We start from the raw sequence: 16,926 nt of genomic DNA, 5'->3' as shown, positions 1-16,926 counted from the left end.
TGATTTACTTAACAACAAAAATAGTATTTTCACAAGAAATATAAACCAACTTAAAAAATGAAAAAAATAATGCTGTCGGCTTTAGTTTTTAGTCTTATTTTTGGTTCTTGCAAAAAACAAGAAATGAATAAAGATATCAAAGCCCCAGTTGCTGAAAAGCAACCGACTAAGTTAGAGAAACATGGAGATGTTCGTACTGATGATTACTTTTGGATGCGTTTAACAGATGCTCAAAAAAATGCGAAACTAAAAGATGAACAAACTCAAAAAGTATACGATTATTTAAATGCAGAAAATGCTTTTTACGATGAAATGACGAAAGAAACGAAAGAGTTTCAAGAGGAGTTATTTCAAGAAATGAAAGGTCGTATTAAAGAAGATGATGAATCTGTACCATACAAAAAAGACGGATATTTTTACATTACTCGTTATGAAAAAGGACAACAGTATCCAATTTATAGCCGTAAAAAAGAAACTTTAGAAGCAGAGGAAGAAATCATGTTCAATGTAAATAATGAAGCAGAGGGATATGATTATTTTCAGTTAGGAGGATTAAATGTGTCACCAGATAATAAAATGGTGGCTTTTGCTACAGATACAGTTAGTCGTCGTCAATATTTTATCAGAATTAAAAATTTAGAAACGGGTAAGATTTATAAAGACATTATCGAAAATACTACAGGAGGATCGGTTTGGGCAAATGATAATAAAACGTTGTTTTATGCTAAAAAAGATCCTGTAACTTTACGTTCTTCAAAAATTTATAAACACACGTTGGGTTCTGATGCAGCTTTAGATGAATTAGTGTATGAAGAAAAAGATGATACGTTCGGAGCTTTTGTTACCAAATCAAAATCTAAGGATTATATCATAATAGGTTCGTATAGTACAGTTTCAACAGAATACCATGTGTTAGATGCTAACAATCCTGATGGAGAATTACAAATAATTCAACCACGTGAGCGTGATTTAGAATATGAAGTAGCACACTACGGAGATTATTTTTACATTAAAACTAACAAGGACGGAGCAACCAATTTTAAGTTGATGAAAACTCCTATAGATAAACCTGGAAAAGAAAATTGGGTAGATGTAATTCCACATAGAGAAGATACGTTATTTGAAGACTTCTCAATTTTTAAAGATTATTTAGTTTTAGAAGAAAGAAATGAAGGATTGAATAAAATCCGTATCAAACGATGGGATGGAACAGAAGATTACTACTTACCTTTTGATGAAGAAACCTATTCAGCAGGAGTATATGGTAATCCTGAGTTTGATACAGAGGTAATCCGTTATTCGTATAACTCAATGACAACTCCAAGTTCAGTAATCGATTTCAATATGAAAGATAAATCAAAAGAAATCAAAAAGGAACAAGAAGTTTTAGGAGGGAAATTTGATAAAAATAATTATGTAAGCAAGCGTATTTGGGTACCTGCTCGCGATGGTAAAAAAGTAGCGTTATCAATTGTACACCATAAAGATACGAAGCTTGATAAAAACACACCAATTTTACAATATGCATATGGTTCTTACGGATATACAATTAATGACGGATTCTCAACAACACGTTTAAGCTTGTTAGATCGCGGATTTGTATATGCATTAGCGCATATTAGAGGAAGTCAGTATTTAGGACGTGAATGGTACGAAGATGGTAAAATGTTGAACAAGAAAAATACATTTACCGATTTTATTGATTGTTCTAAGTATTTAATTGATAATGGCTATACATCACCAGAGCATTTGTATGCTATGGGAGGTTCTGCTGGAGGTTTATTAATGGGAGCTATTGTGAATATGAATCCGGAGTTATACAACGGAATCATAGCTGCGGTACCTTTTGTTGATGTAATTTCTACCATGTTAGATGATAGTATTCCACTAACCACAGGAGAATATGACGAATGGGGAAATCCGAACGATAAAGTATACTACGATTATATTAAATCGTATTCTCCATACGATCAAGTTGAAGCAAAAGCATATCCTAATATGTTAGTAACTACAGGTTTACACGATAGTCAAGTGCAGTATTGGGAGCCAGCAAAATGGGTAGCGAAACTACGTGAATTAAAAACTGATGACAACATGTTATTCTTACACACGAATATGGAAGCAGGGCATGGAGGAGCTTCTGGAAGGTTCGATGCATTAAAAGAAACTGCGGAAGAATATACGTTCTTTTTAATGTTAGAAGGTAAGTTAAAAAAATAATTATATTTTTGCGCTCGATTGAGTGTAAGTGTCATTGCGAAAGCAACGAACAATCTCAACAGATTTTTCGTGTCCGTTTTTCGTAATGACACTTTTTCTTATTTACAAACTATAATGAAGAGACATCAAGGTATTACCAATTCAATAATAGATTTAGTAGGTCAAACTCCCATGATTCAACTGCATCGCATTACCCAAGATTTACCGGGTACTTACTATGCAAAAGTTGAAGCTTTTAATCCAGGACACTCTGCTAAAGATCGAATTGCATTGCATATCATAGAAACAGCTGAAGAGAAAGGAATTGTAAAAGAAGGAGATATTATTGTGGAAACAACTTCTGGTAACACAGGGTTTTCATTAGCAATGATTAGTATTGTAAAAGGGTATCGCTGTATTTTAGCAGTGAGCGATAAGTCTTCTCAAGATAAAATAGATATGCTAAAATCGATGGGAGCAGAAGTGCATGTTTGTCCTGCAAATGTTACTCCTGATGATCCTCGTTCGTATTACGAAGTAGCTAAACGATTGCATAGAGAAAATCCAGGGTCTATTTATATCAATCAGTATTTTAATGAGCTGAATATTGAAGCGCATTATAAGAGTACAGGACCAGAAATTTGGGAACAAACCGAAGGAAAAGTAACACATGTAGTGGCTGCAAGTGGAACAGGAGGTACGATTTCTGGAACTGCACGATACTTAAAAGAACAGAATCCTGATATTCAAATTTTAGGAGTAGATGCGATGGGATCTGTAATTAAAAAATACCATGAAACGGGTGAATTTGATGCCAATGAAATTAGTCCATATAAAATAGAAGGTTTAGGTAAAAACTTAATTCCTACTTCTACCGATTTCGATGTGGTAGATGTCTACGAAAAAGTATCCGATAAAGAAGCAGCATTAAAAGCCAGAGAGTTAGTGAAAACTGAAGGAATTTTCGCAGGCTACACTTCAGGAGCAGCCTTACAGGCTACACAACAATACGCCGATAACGGATTTTTTGATGAAAAAAGTGTGGTGGTAGTAATTTTACCAGATCACGGTTCTCGTTATATGAATAAGATTTATTCGAATAAGTGGATGAAAGAACAAGGGTTTTTGTAGTTTATAAATAGTTGATACCATGCAGGGTACTTAACTTTTTATGAATTACCCTAATGTCTTTTTCATGAATATAATAGCAAGTAGAAGATAGTTTAACCTGATTTTTGTTGTCTTTAATAATGAAAGAGACAAACAAAGTAAAAGATATAAATGGGGAGTGATTTATTTTAGAAACTACTAATTCATCTAATTTTAAAGATGTTTTTCTACAAGAATTAAAACCTAAAAATTTATTGATAACCAAACTTTGGTTATCATAATCGATATAAATACTATCTAATTTTACTCTAGAGATGTAGATAAATATTTTGATAATGATGGCAAATTCAAAGATTATTATAAATTTTATAATATCCATAACCTCTGGTTTTGACCACGTAATTAAATCAATTAGTAGAGACCAGAATAAAGCTATGGGAATTAGTATAAAAAACTGATTGATAAAATCAGTGTATTTTAATCTTCTGTTATTTTTAAAAATCTTTTTCATATAAACTAAATACACTATAAAAATAGAACTAACAGTTAGTGGGGGCAATATGTATATTATTCATACAACAAATACTGTTCACGTACCTTTTTAAAGTCATTTAGACCTTCTTGCCAACTTGCTTTAATTTCCTCTTCCGAAAGTCCTTGTTCGATTTGTTGTTGTAGTTTTTTAGTTCCTGCTAGTTTGGTAAAAAAAGCATTAAAAAAGTCTTTTTTAGGAGACTGTTGATGTGCTTTTACGAGCCAACTAAGGTTTAAGCTAATTAAGCTTTCAGAAGCGCTTAAATCTTCCCCAAAACACATCTTTTCTTTATGTTTTGGATGTTTTGCTCCTTCATTGGGTTGTGGTGTAAAACTAAAGTCAGATTTTTCTAAATGTGGAGAACCATAAATTTGAAATTGTTTGTCAGTTCCTCTTCCCGCAGATACATTAGTTCCTTCAAAAAAGCACAAACTAGGGTATAAGTTAATTGAAATGTCGTTCGGTAAATTAGGCGATGGTTTTATCGGTAAACTATAGGTTGATTGATGCGTGTAATTTTCTAACGGAATTACGGTTAAGTCACACTGAATACCATTTGCTAACCATTGTTCACCGTTAATCATTTGCCCGTACTCCCCAATGGTCATTCCATAAACTACAGGAACAGGATGCATACCTACAAAACTTTTGTGTTCAGGTTCTAAAACAGGTCCGTCAATATAATGTCCGTTAGGATTTGGTCTATCTAATAAAATCACAGGAATATTTGCCTCGGCACAAGCTTCCATTACATAATGTAATGTAGAAATATAAGTGTAAAAGCGAGCACCCACATCTTGAATATCAAAAACAACCACATCAATTCCATTCAATTGTTCTGGTGAAGGTTTTTTGTTTTTTCCATACAAGGAGATGATTGGGATGCCTGTTTTTACATCTTTTCCATCAGCTATGGCTTCACCAGCATCAGCTTTTCCTCTAAAACCATGTTCTGGAGCAAACACTTTTTGCACGTTAATTCCTTCGTAATTATGTAAATAATCTACTAAGTGGTGTTGTATCATTTCTGAACCCATAATGTTAGGTGCAACTTCTGCTCGTTGTAATACTTGTAATACGGAAGTCTGATTAGCCACGATGGCAATATTTTTATTCTTTAAAAGAGGAAGGTAGGCTGTAGTTCTATCAGCACCCGTTTTAATTGTTTTTGGTTCTTCTTGTTTTATAGCTTCTTTAGCAGTAGATTTTTTTTGCTGTTGTGCACAAGAAGAAAATTGAAAACTAACTACTAAAAAAAGTAAAAAAATGGAATAAAAAGAAAGCTTCATCTATCAAAAATTAAAAGATAAAGGTACAGATTTCTGTTTTTTAAGAATAAAAAAAGTGAAAGAATTAAAACCTAGGGATTCTTCTCTTTCTTTACATAAGAATTAGTTACTTTTGGTTTTGTAAAAAAGAAAACATTTGAACTTCGAACTATTCATAGCAAAACGAATCATTGCTGGAAAACAGTATAAAAGCAGTATTTCATCACCAATTATTACCATTGCAACCATCGCAATTGCGCTGGGGGTAGCTATTATGTTAATTGCAGTCTCAATTACTTCAGGATTTCAGAATAAGGTGCGTGATAAAATGACAGGTTTTAAAGGACATATTCAAATTGTAAATTATGATAATAACAATTCAGATGTTTCTACAGTTCCGATTGATATTAACCAAGAGTTTTATCCAGAGTTCAAAAATATTGACGGTATAAAAAAAGTACAACCTTTTGCCAATGTAGGGGGAATTATAAGAACCCCAACTGATTTTGAAGGAGTTATTTTTAAAGGGGTTTCGGCCGATTACGACTTTACTTTTTTTAATGAGTGTTTGGTTGAAGGTCGCCTGCCAGATTTTACGCAAGATAGAAACCGAGAAATTCTAATTTCAGAATCCATAGCAAACCGATTGCATTTTAAACTAAATGATACCATTCAAACTTGGTTTGGAGCCGAAAATAGTAGTTTGAAATTTAAATCTAGAAAACCAATTATTGTGGGAATATACAATACAGGTTTTGAACAGTTTGATAAGATTATGTTGCTGGGAGATGTAAGAGAAGTACAAAGAATTAATCGTTGGAAAGATACTGAAGTAGGAGGTTTTGAAGTATTGATTGATGATTATGATAAGCTAAAAGAAAAAGGAGATGAAGTGTATACTAGCATTGGAGCAACTTTAAATAGTATTACGATTGTAAATAATTATCCCGCTATTTTTGAGTGGTTAAAACTCTTAGATAATAACGTGTGGTTTATTATTGGAATCATGGTACTAGTTGCTGGTATAAACATGGTAACAGCCTTGTTGGTTCTTATTTTAGAGCGTGTGCAAATGGTTGGAATTTTAAAAGCATTGGGAAGTGTAAATTGGAGTATCCGAAAAATATTTTTATACAATGCTTCTTACTTAATTTTAAAAGGATTGTTCTGGGGAAACCTTATTGGACTTAGCATTCTTTTAATTCAAAAATATACGAAGTTAATAAGTCTGGATCCTGAAACTTATTATGTGTCAACAATGCCAGTAGATATTAATTTCTTAGCAATTTTATTGTTGAATATAGGTACGTTGGCATTGTGTTTTTTAATGCTAATTGTTCCTTCGTATATCATCACAAAAATCCGCCCTTCAAAATCCATTCGATTTGCTTAGTTTTGCATAACATTAATTAGATATGAAGTACGCAAAAAATATATTAGAAACTATTGGTAACACACCTTTAGTTCAGTTAAACTCAGTAACAAAAGAAGTAGATGCTTTGGTATTGGCTAAAGTAGAAACGTTTAACCCAGGGAATTCTGTAAAAGACCGTATGGCACTGAAGATGATTGAAGATGCCGAAGCAGATGGTCGTTTAAAACCAGGAGGTACTATTATTGAAGGTACTTCAGGAAATACAGGGATGGGATTAGCATTAGCGGCCATTGTAAAAGGGTACAAGTGTATTTTTGTAATTTCAGATAAGCAGTCTAAAGAGAAAATGGATATTCTGCGCGCAGTAGGAGCAGAGGTAGTTGTTTGCCCTACGAATGTAGAACCAGATGATCCTCGTTCATACTATTCGGTATCTAAGCGTTTAGGGGAGGAAACTCCAAACTCTTGGTATGTGAATCAATACGACAATCCTTCAAATGCACAAGCGCATTACGAGCAAACAGGACCAGAAATTTGGGAACAAACCGACGGTAAAATCACACATTTTGTTGTTGGAGTAGGAACAGGTGGAACAGTTTCAGGTACAGCGAAGTTTTTAAAAGAAAAGAATCCCAATATTAAAATTTGGGGAGTAGATACGTACGGATCCGTCTTTAAAAAATACCATGAAACAGGTATTTTTGATGAAAATGAAATTTACCCATACATTACAGAAGGAATTGGGGAAGATATTTTACCAAAGAATGTAGACTTTTCTTTAATAGATGGATTCACTAAAGTCACTGATAAAGATGCGGCTATTTATACACGTAAAATAGCAAAAGAAGAGGGTATTTTTGTAGGGAATTCAGCTGGTTCAGCGATTAAAGGATTGTTACAGTTAAAAGATAAGTTTAAACCTGATGACGTAGTGGTAGTGTTATTTCACGATCATGGAAGCCGCTATGTAGGGAAAATGTTTAACGATGATTGGATGCGTGATAGAGGTTTCTTAGAAGAAGAAATTACGACAGCAGAAGATTTAATTAAAGATCATATAGATAAACCGTTGGTAACTGTTCAAACAGAAGAATTAGTATCGCATGCCATCGAAAGAATGCGTGCATTTAAAATATCACAAATTCCAGTAAGAGATACAAATGGGTTTGTAGGTTCTGTAGATGAATCTGCATTATTACATAGTTATTTAGAAGATAAAAACATAGCAGAAAAGCCTATTAAAGCTGTAATGGGTAAAGCGTACCCTACGGTTAAAAAATCAGCTTCTATTGATGAGGTATCGAAGTTAATTAATAAAGAGAACCAAGCTGTATTAGTTGATTTAGAAAACGGTAAACATCATATCATAACTAAATATGATATTATTAGAGCTATTTAAATAGCTTTATTATAAATACAAAAACAGGAAGCCCGCTCAATTGAGCGGGCTTCTTTGTTAATCAACTAATTCAAATAATTTACACAATGAAAACAATGTTACTTGCTTATGGTATTGTTGTTTCCAATATCTGTGCCAAAATTATAAATAAAAAGACGTACTTTTTTTAATTTTTAATTATTTGACATTTTTTTAACGTTAAACCGTTAAAAAGTTAAGAATATTTTAATTTAAGGTTAGCTAGCGTGTTTGTGTGCTTTGTATGAAGAACGTACTAAAGCACCACTTTCTACATACATAAAGCCCATTTCTAACCCTAATGTTTCGTATTTTTTGAATTGTTCAGGTGTTATGAATTCCTTAACAGGTAAGTGTTTTTTACTAGGTTGTAAGTATTGACCAATAGTAATAACATCCAATCCAACATTGCGTAAGTCTTTCATGGTTTGAATTACTTCGTCTTCCGTTTCTCCTAAACCAAGCATGATTCCAGATTTAGTACGCATTCCGTTGTCTTTTAAGTATTTTAAAACTCCCAAACTACGATCATATTTAGCTTGAATACGAACTTCACGTGTTAAACGACGAACAGTTTCCATATTGTGAGAAACGACCTCAGGAGCTACCTCAATAATACGGTCTAGTAATTTTTCGTCTCCTTGAAAATCAGGTATCAAAGTTTCTAAAGTCGTATTCGGATTCGCTCTACGGATAGCTTGCACAGTTTCAGACCAAATAATAGAACCTCCATCTTTTAAATCATCACGGTCAACAGAGGTAATTACTGCATGTTTAATATTCATTAATTTAATAGAACGAGCTACTTTTTCAGGTTCATCCCATTCTACAGTATCTGGACGTCCAGTTTTAACCCCACAAAACCCGCAAGAACGTGTACAGATATTCCCTAAAATCATAAAGGTAGCAGTACCTTCTCCCCAACATTCACCCATGTTAGGACAGCTTCCACTGGTACAAATAGTGTTTAGTTTATATTTATCAACAAGCCCTCTTAGTTCCGTATATTTTTTTCCTACAGGTAATTTTACACGTAACCATTTTGGTTTTTTCGTTCTTTCTGGTGTTGCTAAAGTTTCGTTTGCCATTCCATAAAAAATTGAACAGCAAATTTACGAAGAAAAGATTTATAAACTAAGTAAAAACCAAATACTAAATCCGAATAAAAAAACTATGCCGAAAAGGCTCAAAATACGCAAGCCTATATTGGGTCTGTATTTTTTAGGTGTGTGTTTACCAGTAATTAAAATATAGTTGAGAATAGCATAAAAAGGAGCCGTTAAAAAAGATAAAACGGTGGCTATTCGTACCAGAAATACCATATCACTTAAAAAATAATACAAAATAACAGAGGTTCCAAGTGTTAACAATACTAACCAAAACCAATACCCTAACCTTATTGTTCTCGGAAAAAGTAAAAACGACGATTTTTCCATAGCTCTTGGGGAAGCATCTAATGTGGTAATAGTAGTACTAAACATGGTTGTAAAAGCCGCCACTCCAATAAATACAGAAGAGAACTCTCCTAAGTTTTTTGTGTATAAATTGATTAGTTGAGAAGCAAAAATAGTTCCTTTACTAGAGAATGATTCTCCCGATTGATACATAACTAATGCACCTAGCATAACAAAACAAACTCCCAAAAACAAGGCTCCAATATATCCAACGTTAAAATCAAAAATAGCTTGCTTGGGTTTAATTTTTATAAAAGTAGTTTTGTCTTTTTCTACCGACCATAAAGAATGCCAAATAGAAATATCCAAGGGGGCAGGCATCCATCCTAAAAAGGCGATTAAAAAGGTAACCTGAGCTGTTCCGCTTGGAACTATTTGTTGAAAACTAAAGCCTTTATCCGTTTTAACTAATGCAATGTTAACAGCAACTATAGTGCTAATGGTTAAAATTGCAATAATGTATTTCATTAAGTTATCTAAGAACTTGTATTTACCAATACCTAATAAAACAATACTAATAAGCATAATGAGTACAGACCAGGCAACTAAATCAAGTGAAATGCCAAAAAGATTAGAGGCTAAACTGGCTGTAACAATAGTAACTGCTGCTTGAATGGTAAACATAGTGGCAAGATTTAAGATAAAGTAGCTGATTAAAACTCCTTTACCTAGTCTTTTATAACCATCGAGAAGAGTCTCTCCAGTTGCCGTAGCATATCGAGGACCAAATTGAAAAAATGGGTATTTGATAATGTGCACTAGGAGTAAAGCCCATAACAATCCAAAGCCAAAATCGGCACCAGCTCTAGTTGATTGTACCAAATGAGAAACACCAATGGCAGCACCAGCAAACAATATTCCAGGACCAAGTAAATTTAAGAGGGGTTTTTTCATGAAAAAGAGAGCTTAAAAGTTTAAATAGTCACTATCTTTTAACTTTTTAAAGAAAGTTTCTAGATGTTTTTTTTCTTCTCTTTTTGGTTGAAATTCTTTTTTATGTAAATATTTTCCTGTTACGTTAAACTGTAAAATCATAAAGTTTTGATTTTTATGGTTTTGCAATTTATGATTTCTTTATTATTTCAGCTAATAATTTTTTGGCACGTAGTAGTTTTACTTTTACATTGTTCATCGGTTCCCCAATTTGCTCAGAAATTTCTCTATAACTTAATTCTTGGAAGTAACGAAGATTGATGACATCTTGATACTTTGGTTTTAATTTTTTAATGTCCTTTAGAAGCTTTGCTAAGTTTTGTTCGGTAATAATCTTATCTTCAGGAGAAGGAGCATCATCAACAACAGCGTACACTTCTTTTTCTTGCTCTTCGGTTGTTTGCATATATATGGTAGATTGTTTCTTTCGAAGAAAATCGATGTATACGTTTTTAGAAATTGTAATCAACCAAGTTTTAAATTGATAGCTTTCATCAAAAGTTTCAATTCTATCAAAAGCTTTGGAAAAAGTTTGAATAGTAATATCTTCAGCATCGTTATCGTTTTTGGTTTTTTTAAGCTGAAAAGCGTACACGGTTCCCCAAAAAGTATCTAACAAATAATTAAAAGATATTTGATTTCCTTTTTTTGCTTGTTGAATATGGAGGAGTACTTTTTCTTGATTTATGTCCAATGCTTAGGTTTCGAGATTTGATTTGATATAAAGATACTAATTTGTAGCAATACTAAACAAATATCAAGGAATGGGAGTAATAAAACAATATTTTTTTCATGGAGTTTTGATGCTGACCTTCCAAGAACGATGTATTGAATAAGATAAAAACTAATTATAAAAGGCAAGGCTAATCTCCAGTTAACAACAGTTACATAACCTACTAAAAGATAAAAAAGAAGCTTGGTAAGGTAGAAAAACCAAAGAAAAAAACGATGGTTGAATTTATATAAAGAAAAAAGAATGGATGCTTTTTTTTCTAAAGAAAACCACTTTTTAAAAGAAAGAAGTTCTGTTGAAACAACGAAGCTATCTAGGGTATTTACATAAGTAGTGTTTGTATTTGTCGAAGCATCTTTTAAAAACAAATCCGCTTCCCCCATAAAAAGATTTATGTGATTGATATATCCATTCACTTTAAAAAACTCACTTTTAGTATAGGCAAGGTTATGATTTGTAGCCCTGTAAGGACTCTGAAATTTAACAAAAGAAAGAGATTGTACAGTTTTAAGTAAGTGGTCAAAACGAATGAGAAGATTGCCCAATGAATTTTTCTTATACCTTAGTTTTTGAAGACCAATAACAATGGTTTTTTCTTGTGAAAAATTACGAGCTATTTCATGAATCCAGTTTTTAGAGAAAGCTTTACTACTAATTTCAGTGAATAATAAATGATTGTAAGTGGCTGCTTTCACACCCAAAGTCAAGGCATATTTTTTATTTCCCCAAAAAGCTTCTGTGTTTTTTACATTTACAAGCTTGATATTTGGAAGTTCTCTCTGTAGCTCTTCTATTATGTTGAGAGAATTATCAGAGGAAGCATTGTTTACTAAAACAATTTCGAAACAAGAATATTTTTGTTCGGCTAAGTCTTGAATATAATTAGCTAAAATGTCGACATTGTTTTTTATATAAACAATTACTGACACAGGGATATTTACTTCCGTGTTTCCTAGTTTTTTTCTTGTATTAATAAAAGAAAAAAAGAACAAATAATACATTACTTGTACAACCGTAACTACTACAAAAGTGTAGAACAGGATGGTAAATATCATAAAGAGAGTAAAAGGTTAGTTGGGTAGTGTTTGCCTAATTATGTTGAGGCTCACTACAGGTATCGAACTGGTCTGGAGTTTTACCACAAAATCCACAAGCTTCACCGCTTTCGTTTAACATTGGGTTTTGACTAGCACAGGTACCAGCAAACTCTCCGTCTTTTTTTGCCCAAATTTTAATGGCAATTCCAGCAAATGCTAATGCTAATAATCCTATGGTAACAAAAATTAATTTCATGATGTATTGTTTTGTATTGCAAAGATACAAACTTCCTGTTTTTCTATATAAAATAAAGAGAGATTTATAAGATTGTGACTTTTATGTGTTTGAGGGTCTTAATAATGTAATCAATTAATTAAAAAAAATATGGATATTAAAAAATATTTTGCTGAATTCTTCGGAACATTTTGGTTAGTCTTTGGTGGTTGTGGTAGTGCCATTTTTGCCGCTGGTTTTCCTGAATTAGGAATTGGTTTTGCAGGAGTAGCTTTAGCATTTGGTTTAACAGTATTAACAATGGCCTATGCTGTAGGACATATTTCTGGAGGTCATTTCAATCCTGCGGTTACTATTGGTTTATGGGTTGGAGGAAATCATACTGCTAAAGAAGTAGTGCCGTATATTATATCGCAGTTAATTGGGGCTGTGTTAGCAGCTAGTTTTTTATACTTAATAGTATCAGACAATGATAGTTTTGAATCACTAGGAGGCTTTGCTGCAAACGGTTATGGAGAGTTATCTCCAGGAGGATATAACATTGGAGCGGCCTTCTTAGCAGAGTTTTTATTAACTATGTTTTTCTTGCTAATTATTTTAGGAAGTATTCATAAAAATGCTCCGAAAGGTTTTGCTCCAATAGCAATTGGTTTAGGGTTAACTTTAATTCATTTAATTAGTATTCCTATAACGAATACATCTGTAAATCCAGCTCGTTCTATGAGTCAAGCATTGTTTGCAGGAGGAGATTACTTATCGCAGGTATGGTTGTTTTGGGTAGCACCAATTGTTGGAGCAATTGTGGGAGGTTTACTTTATAAGACCCTGTTTGATAAAGAGTAACAAAAGAGGTAGAAATAAAAAAGGAGTGTATTAATACACTCCTTTTTTATTTAATAATATTGACTTCTATTTCTAGATCAATATCAAATGTGTTTTTAATAGTATACTGAATTTTTTGTGCTAACTCGTAAATTTCATTTCCTTTAGCACTTCCATAATTCACTAAAACTAAAGCTTGTTTTTCATGCACTCCATAGGCACCAAAACGCTTTCCTTTAAATCCGCTTTGTTCAATTAACCAACCTGCAGGTACTTTAATTTCAGCATCAGAAATAACATAACTAGGAATATTAGGATATTTTTTCTGAAGTTTTTCAAAATGTTCTCTGGAAATTACTGGATTTTTAAAGAAACTTCCGCTATTACCAATTTTTTTAGGATCTGGTAATTTGGACTGACGAATAGCAATAACAACATTAGAAATATCTTTAATAGTAGGATTTGTAATTCCTTTTAAAGTTAATTCAGACGCTATTGCTCCGTAAGAAGTGTTAAGTTTATGGTTGTTTTTAGTTAATTGAAAACTAACTGAAGTTAACACGTACTTGCCCTTGGCTTTATTTTTAAAAATAGAATTTCGGTATCCAAACTGACATTCTTCCGCAGCTAGAGAAACCAATTTTCCTGTTTCAATTTCAACCGCTTCTACTTTTGTTATGGTGTCTTTTACTTCAACCCCGTAAGCTCCAATGTTTTGGATAGGACAAGTACCAACATTTCCAGGAATTAAAGATAAGTTTTCCAATCCGCCATAGTTTTGAGAAACGCACCATAAAACAAACTCATGCCAATTTTCGCCAGCATTTACAGTTAGGTGAATGCTGTCTTGATTTTCTCTATCGATAGAAATTCCTTTGATATCAATATGTACAACTAGGATTTCAATATCTTTGGTAAGTAACATGTTGCTACCACCGGAAATTAAAAAGATATTTTTTTCTTCTTTTAAGAGTTGTTGTAATTGGTATACAGAAGTAATAGAAACAAAACGTTTGGCATTTACATCAATGCCAAACGTGTTGTATTCTTTTAAAGATATGTTTTCTTGAATATTCAAATTAACTATTATAGTTTTCTAGGGCGATTTTTAATATTTCAACAGAACGCTTTAAATCAGTTTTGTTTAAAACATAGGCAATACGCACCTGGTTTTTTCCTTCCCCTTCAGTAGAATAGAATCCACTTGCAGGAGCTACCATTACGGTTTCGTTGTTATCACTAAATTTTTCTAAAATCCACTGAGCAAAATCGTCACTGTCCTTTACTGGTAATTCAGCAACACAGTAAAAAGCCCCTTTTGGGTTGGCAACTTTTACTCCTTCAATTTTTTGTAACTCAGAAATTAAGGTATTTCTACGATCTTCATACTCTTCAATAACTTCATCAAAATAACTTTGAGGAGTGTCTAAAGCAGCTTCACTGGCAATTAAAGCATAGGTTGGCGGACTTAAACGTGCTTGTGCAAATTTAATAGCTGTTCCAATAAAGGCTTCGTTTTTAGAAACAATACAACCAATTCTTGCACCACACATACTATAACGCTTCGATACAGAATCAATCATAATAGCATTTTGCTCAAGTCCTTCTAAAGCCATGACTGAATTGTGCTTTTCACCATCGTAGGTAAATTCACGGTATACTTCATCAGCAATTAAAAATAAATCGTGTTTTAATACAATTTGTTTTAGCTTTTCAATTTCTTCTTTACTGTATAAATATCCAGTTGGATTCCCTGGATTACAGATTAAAATAGCTTTAGTTTTTGAAGTAATTAACTTTTCAAAATCTTCAATTGCAGGTAAGGCAAAATTGTCTTCAATTTTAGAAATAACAGGCACTACTTTAACACCCGAAGCAGTAGAAAAACCGTTATAGTTAGCATAAAAAGGTTCTGGAATAATAATTTCATCTCCTGGATCGGTAATACTACCAATAGTAAATAACAAAGCTTCTGATCCGCCAGTAGTCGCAATAATATTATTAGCAGTTACATGAATATCATTTTTAGCATAATAATTAGCTAGTTTGGTTCTGTATTCTTCTGAACCTTCAGATCTAGCATACGATAACACTTCAATAGCATTATTTTTTACAGCATCTAAAGCAACTTGTGGTGTTTTAATATCTGGTTGACCAATGTTTAAATGGTACACTTTTGTCCCCTTTTTTTTAGCTGCCTCAGCAAAAGGAACCAATTTGCGAATTGGTGATTGAGGCATAGCATTTCCTTTACTAGAAATTGATGGCATTTTAATATAAATTAGTTGTTTGAAAAGCAAAATTGCGAAATATATTTGAGAGTATTGGAATGTTTGTTGGAAAAAAAACGGTTAAAAAAATCATAAAAACCAGAATTTCTAAAATGAAGATTGTATCTTTAAGTATATAACCATTAAATAAGTTCTTTTGAATAGATTAGTACGATACTTTTTAACGCTTTTTTTTAGCGTGTCTGCCTTTGCTCAACAAAATTTTCAGTTTTTAGGCAAGGAAACTGATAAACAATCCTTAAGATTTCAATTAATAAATAATTTAGTAGTCATTCCCTTAGAAATTAATGGACATCAGTTATCATTTATCTTAGATACGGGGGTAAATAAAACAATCTTATTCAATTTAACCTCAAAAGATAGTGTTGGTTTAAATAATGTAAAGAAAGTGTTTATAAGAGGTTTAGGTAGTGGAGAACCAGTTGAAGCCCTGTTTTCTAGAGGAAATAATTTTAGAATTAAAAACATTACGAGTTCTAACCAAGGCTTATATGTTATTTTAAAAGATGCTTTTGATATTTCTGCTAAAATGGGGACCACTATTCACGGAATTATTGGGTACGATTTGTTAAAAGATGTTATAGTTAAGATTAACTATGTAAATAAACGAATTGACTTTTACAATCCTAAAACATTTAAGTTCAATGCATGTAGTAAGTGTGAAAGTTTCCCGTTACAATTTTTTAGAAACAAACCCTATATAAATGTAACAGCGCAGGTGGATACGGTAACAAACACTATGTTGCCAGTTAAATTGTTAATAGATACAGGAGGGAGTGATGCTGCATGGTTGTTTGAAGGAACCAAAAAAGAATTAAAAACACCTAAGAAATTTTTCAAAGACATAATTGGAGAAGGTTTTAGTGGAACTATTTATGGGAATCGAAGTAGAATTCCTAAAATAGCCATAGGAAAGTTTAATATAAGTGAACCAACGGTCTCTTTTTTAGATTCGTCGTCTACATTTAATGCTAGGCAGTTTAAAGAAAGAAATGGGAGTATTGGTGGAGAGATTTTAAAGCGCTTTAAGGTATGGATTGATTACCCTAATAAAAGAGTTATACTCAAAAAAAATGCCTCATTAAATAAGGGCTTTTATTACAATATGAGTGGTTTACACATTGTATATGATGGACAAGAATTAATTAAAGAAAAAGCTTTGGAAAAATTTGTAGATAGTTACAATTCAAACAATCAAACATCTAAAAACAATGTAATTTCTTTAATAAGTACTTATTTTTATCGTTTTAAGCCTAAGTACAAAATAGATAAAATAGTAGAGAATTCACCTGCGTTTACATCGGGACTTCAAGTAGGAGATGTAATCAAGAAAATTAATGGAAAAGCTGCCCATGAATATCACTTAAACGAAATTATGGACATGTTTCACACAAAGCCAGGAAAGAAAATAAGAATGGAGGTAGAAAGAGTAGGCGTAAAACTTAAGTTTGTGTTTAAGCTTGAACAACGTATATAAAAAAAGCACAACATCTGTTGTGCTTTTTTTATATGGAGTA

The 16,926-nt window shown here is 32.5% G+C and carries 16 protein-coding genes; 6 read left to right on the top strand and 10 right to left on the bottom strand.

The features are described 5' to 3' along the window. The first annotated feature begins 57 nt into the window (after positions 1-57). Entirely contained in the window at positions 58-2,220 is a 2,163-nt protein-coding gene (locus V1T75_RS14575) for a S9 family peptidase (RefSeq protein WP_443082052.1), read from the top strand. 114 nt (positions 2,221-2,334) lie between these two features. Continuing rightward, on the top strand, positions 2,335-3,330 hold the full coding sequence (locus V1T75_RS14570) for a PLP-dependent cysteine synthase family protein (protein WP_330489230.1): 996 nt from the start codon (positions 2,335-2,337) through the stop codon (positions 3,328-3,330). 1 nt (position 3,331) lies between these two features. Here the strand turns inward: V1T75_RS14570 and V1T75_RS14565 are convergent, their stop codons facing one another. Further along, positions 3,332-3,820, bottom strand: a complete 489-nt coding sequence (locus V1T75_RS14565; RefSeq protein ID WP_330489229.1) for a hypothetical protein — start codon at positions 3,818-3,820, stop codon at positions 3,332-3,334. Between the two features lie 56 nt (positions 3,821-3,876). Further along, positions 3,877-5,133: an exo-beta-N-acetylmuramidase NamZ family protein gene (locus V1T75_RS14560; protein ID WP_330489228.1), complete on the bottom strand. Its 1,257-nt coding sequence runs from the start codon at positions 5,131-5,133 to the stop codon at positions 3,877-3,879. A 136-nt stretch (positions 5,134-5,269) separates the two neighbouring features. On the opposite strand from V1T75_RS14560, the gene V1T75_RS14555 reads away from it, so the two are divergent. Continuing rightward, the gene (locus tag V1T75_RS14555) at positions 5,270-6,505 is read left to right on the top strand and encodes an ABC transporter permease (protein WP_330489227.1); all 1,236 of its coding nucleotides are present in this window, start codon (positions 5,270-5,272) and stop codon (positions 6,503-6,505) included. Between the two features lie 22 nt (positions 6,506-6,527). Beyond that, positions 6,528-7,886, top strand: a complete 1,359-nt coding sequence (locus tag V1T75_RS14550; protein ID WP_330489226.1) for a pyridoxal-phosphate dependent enzyme — start codon at positions 6,528-6,530, stop codon at positions 7,884-7,886. A 236-nt stretch (positions 7,887-8,122) separates the two neighbouring features. Here V1T75_RS14550 and lipA read toward each other — a convergent pair whose 3' ends face one another. The 6 genes from lipA to V1T75_RS14520 are packed head-to-tail and all read right to left on the bottom strand — an operon-like array spanning position 8,123 to position 12,317. Further along, the gene (gene lipA / locus V1T75_RS14545; protein ID WP_330489225.1) at positions 8,123-8,992 is read right to left on the bottom strand and encodes a lipoyl synthase; all 870 of its coding nucleotides are present in this window, start codon (positions 8,990-8,992) and stop codon (positions 8,123-8,125) included. Positions 8,993-9,031: 39 nt separating this feature from the next. Next, positions 9,032-10,252 carry an Nramp family divalent metal transporter gene (locus V1T75_RS14540; RefSeq protein WP_330489224.1) on the bottom strand — a complete coding sequence of 407 codons (1,221 nt, stop codon included), beginning with the start codon at positions 10,250-10,252 and terminating at the stop codon, positions 9,032-9,034. Positions 10,253-10,264: 12 nt separating this feature from the next. Next, on the bottom strand, positions 10,265-10,393 hold the full coding sequence (locus V1T75_RS14535) for a hypothetical protein (RefSeq protein WP_330489223.1): 129 nt from the start codon (positions 10,391-10,393) through the stop codon (positions 10,265-10,267). Positions 10,394-10,421: 28 nt separating this feature from the next. After that, the gene (locus V1T75_RS14530; protein WP_330489222.1) at positions 10,422-10,985 is read right to left on the bottom strand and encodes an RNA polymerase sigma factor; all 564 of its coding nucleotides are present in this window, start codon (positions 10,983-10,985) and stop codon (positions 10,422-10,424) included. Next, on the bottom strand, positions 10,976-12,079 hold the full coding sequence (locus V1T75_RS14525) for a glycosyltransferase (protein ID WP_330489221.1): 1,104 nt from the start codon (positions 12,077-12,079) through the stop codon (positions 10,976-10,978). The genes V1T75_RS14530 and V1T75_RS14525 overlap by 10 nt, the downstream gene beginning before the upstream one ends. A gap of 34 nt (positions 12,080-12,113) precedes the next feature. Beyond that, positions 12,114-12,317: a hypothetical protein gene (locus tag V1T75_RS14520; RefSeq protein WP_028892532.1), complete on the bottom strand. Its 204-nt coding sequence runs from the start codon at positions 12,315-12,317 to the stop codon at positions 12,114-12,116. A 135-nt stretch (positions 12,318-12,452) separates the two neighbouring features. Between V1T75_RS14520 and aqpZ the strand changes: the two genes are divergently transcribed. Beyond that, positions 12,453-13,139, top strand: coding sequence for an aquaporin Z (gene aqpZ, locus V1T75_RS14515; RefSeq protein WP_330489244.1), 687 nt, complete (start codon positions 12,453-12,455; stop codon positions 13,137-13,139). A gap of 46 nt (positions 13,140-13,185) precedes the next feature. On the opposite strand, the gene murB is transcribed toward aqpZ, so the two are convergent. Then, positions 13,186-14,196, bottom strand: coding sequence for a UDP-N-acetylmuramate dehydrogenase (murB, locus tag V1T75_RS14510; protein ID WP_330489220.1), 1,011 nt, complete (start codon positions 14,194-14,196; stop codon positions 13,186-13,188). 1 nt (position 14,197) lies between these two features. Further along, the gene (locus V1T75_RS14505; protein WP_330489219.1) at positions 14,198-15,388 is read right to left on the bottom strand and encodes a pyridoxal phosphate-dependent aminotransferase; all 1,191 of its coding nucleotides are present in this window, start codon (positions 15,386-15,388) and stop codon (positions 14,198-14,200) included. Between the two features lie 157 nt (positions 15,389-15,545). Between V1T75_RS14505 and V1T75_RS14500 the strand changes: the two genes are divergently transcribed. Then, complete coding sequence (locus V1T75_RS14500) at positions 15,546-16,886, top strand: aspartyl protease family protein (RefSeq protein ID WP_330489218.1); 1,341 nt, start codon at positions 15,546-15,548, stop codon at positions 16,884-16,886. The last annotated feature ends 40 nt before the right edge of the window (positions 16,887-16,926 follow it).

Origin of the sequence: Tenacibaculum sp. FZY0031, assembly GCF_036350695.1 — a bacterium.
In the GTDB taxonomy this organism is placed as follows: domain Bacteria; phylum Bacteroidota; class Bacteroidia; order Flavobacteriales; family Flavobacteriaceae; genus Polaribacter.
This window is presented reverse-complemented; position numbering and strand designations above follow the sequence as displayed.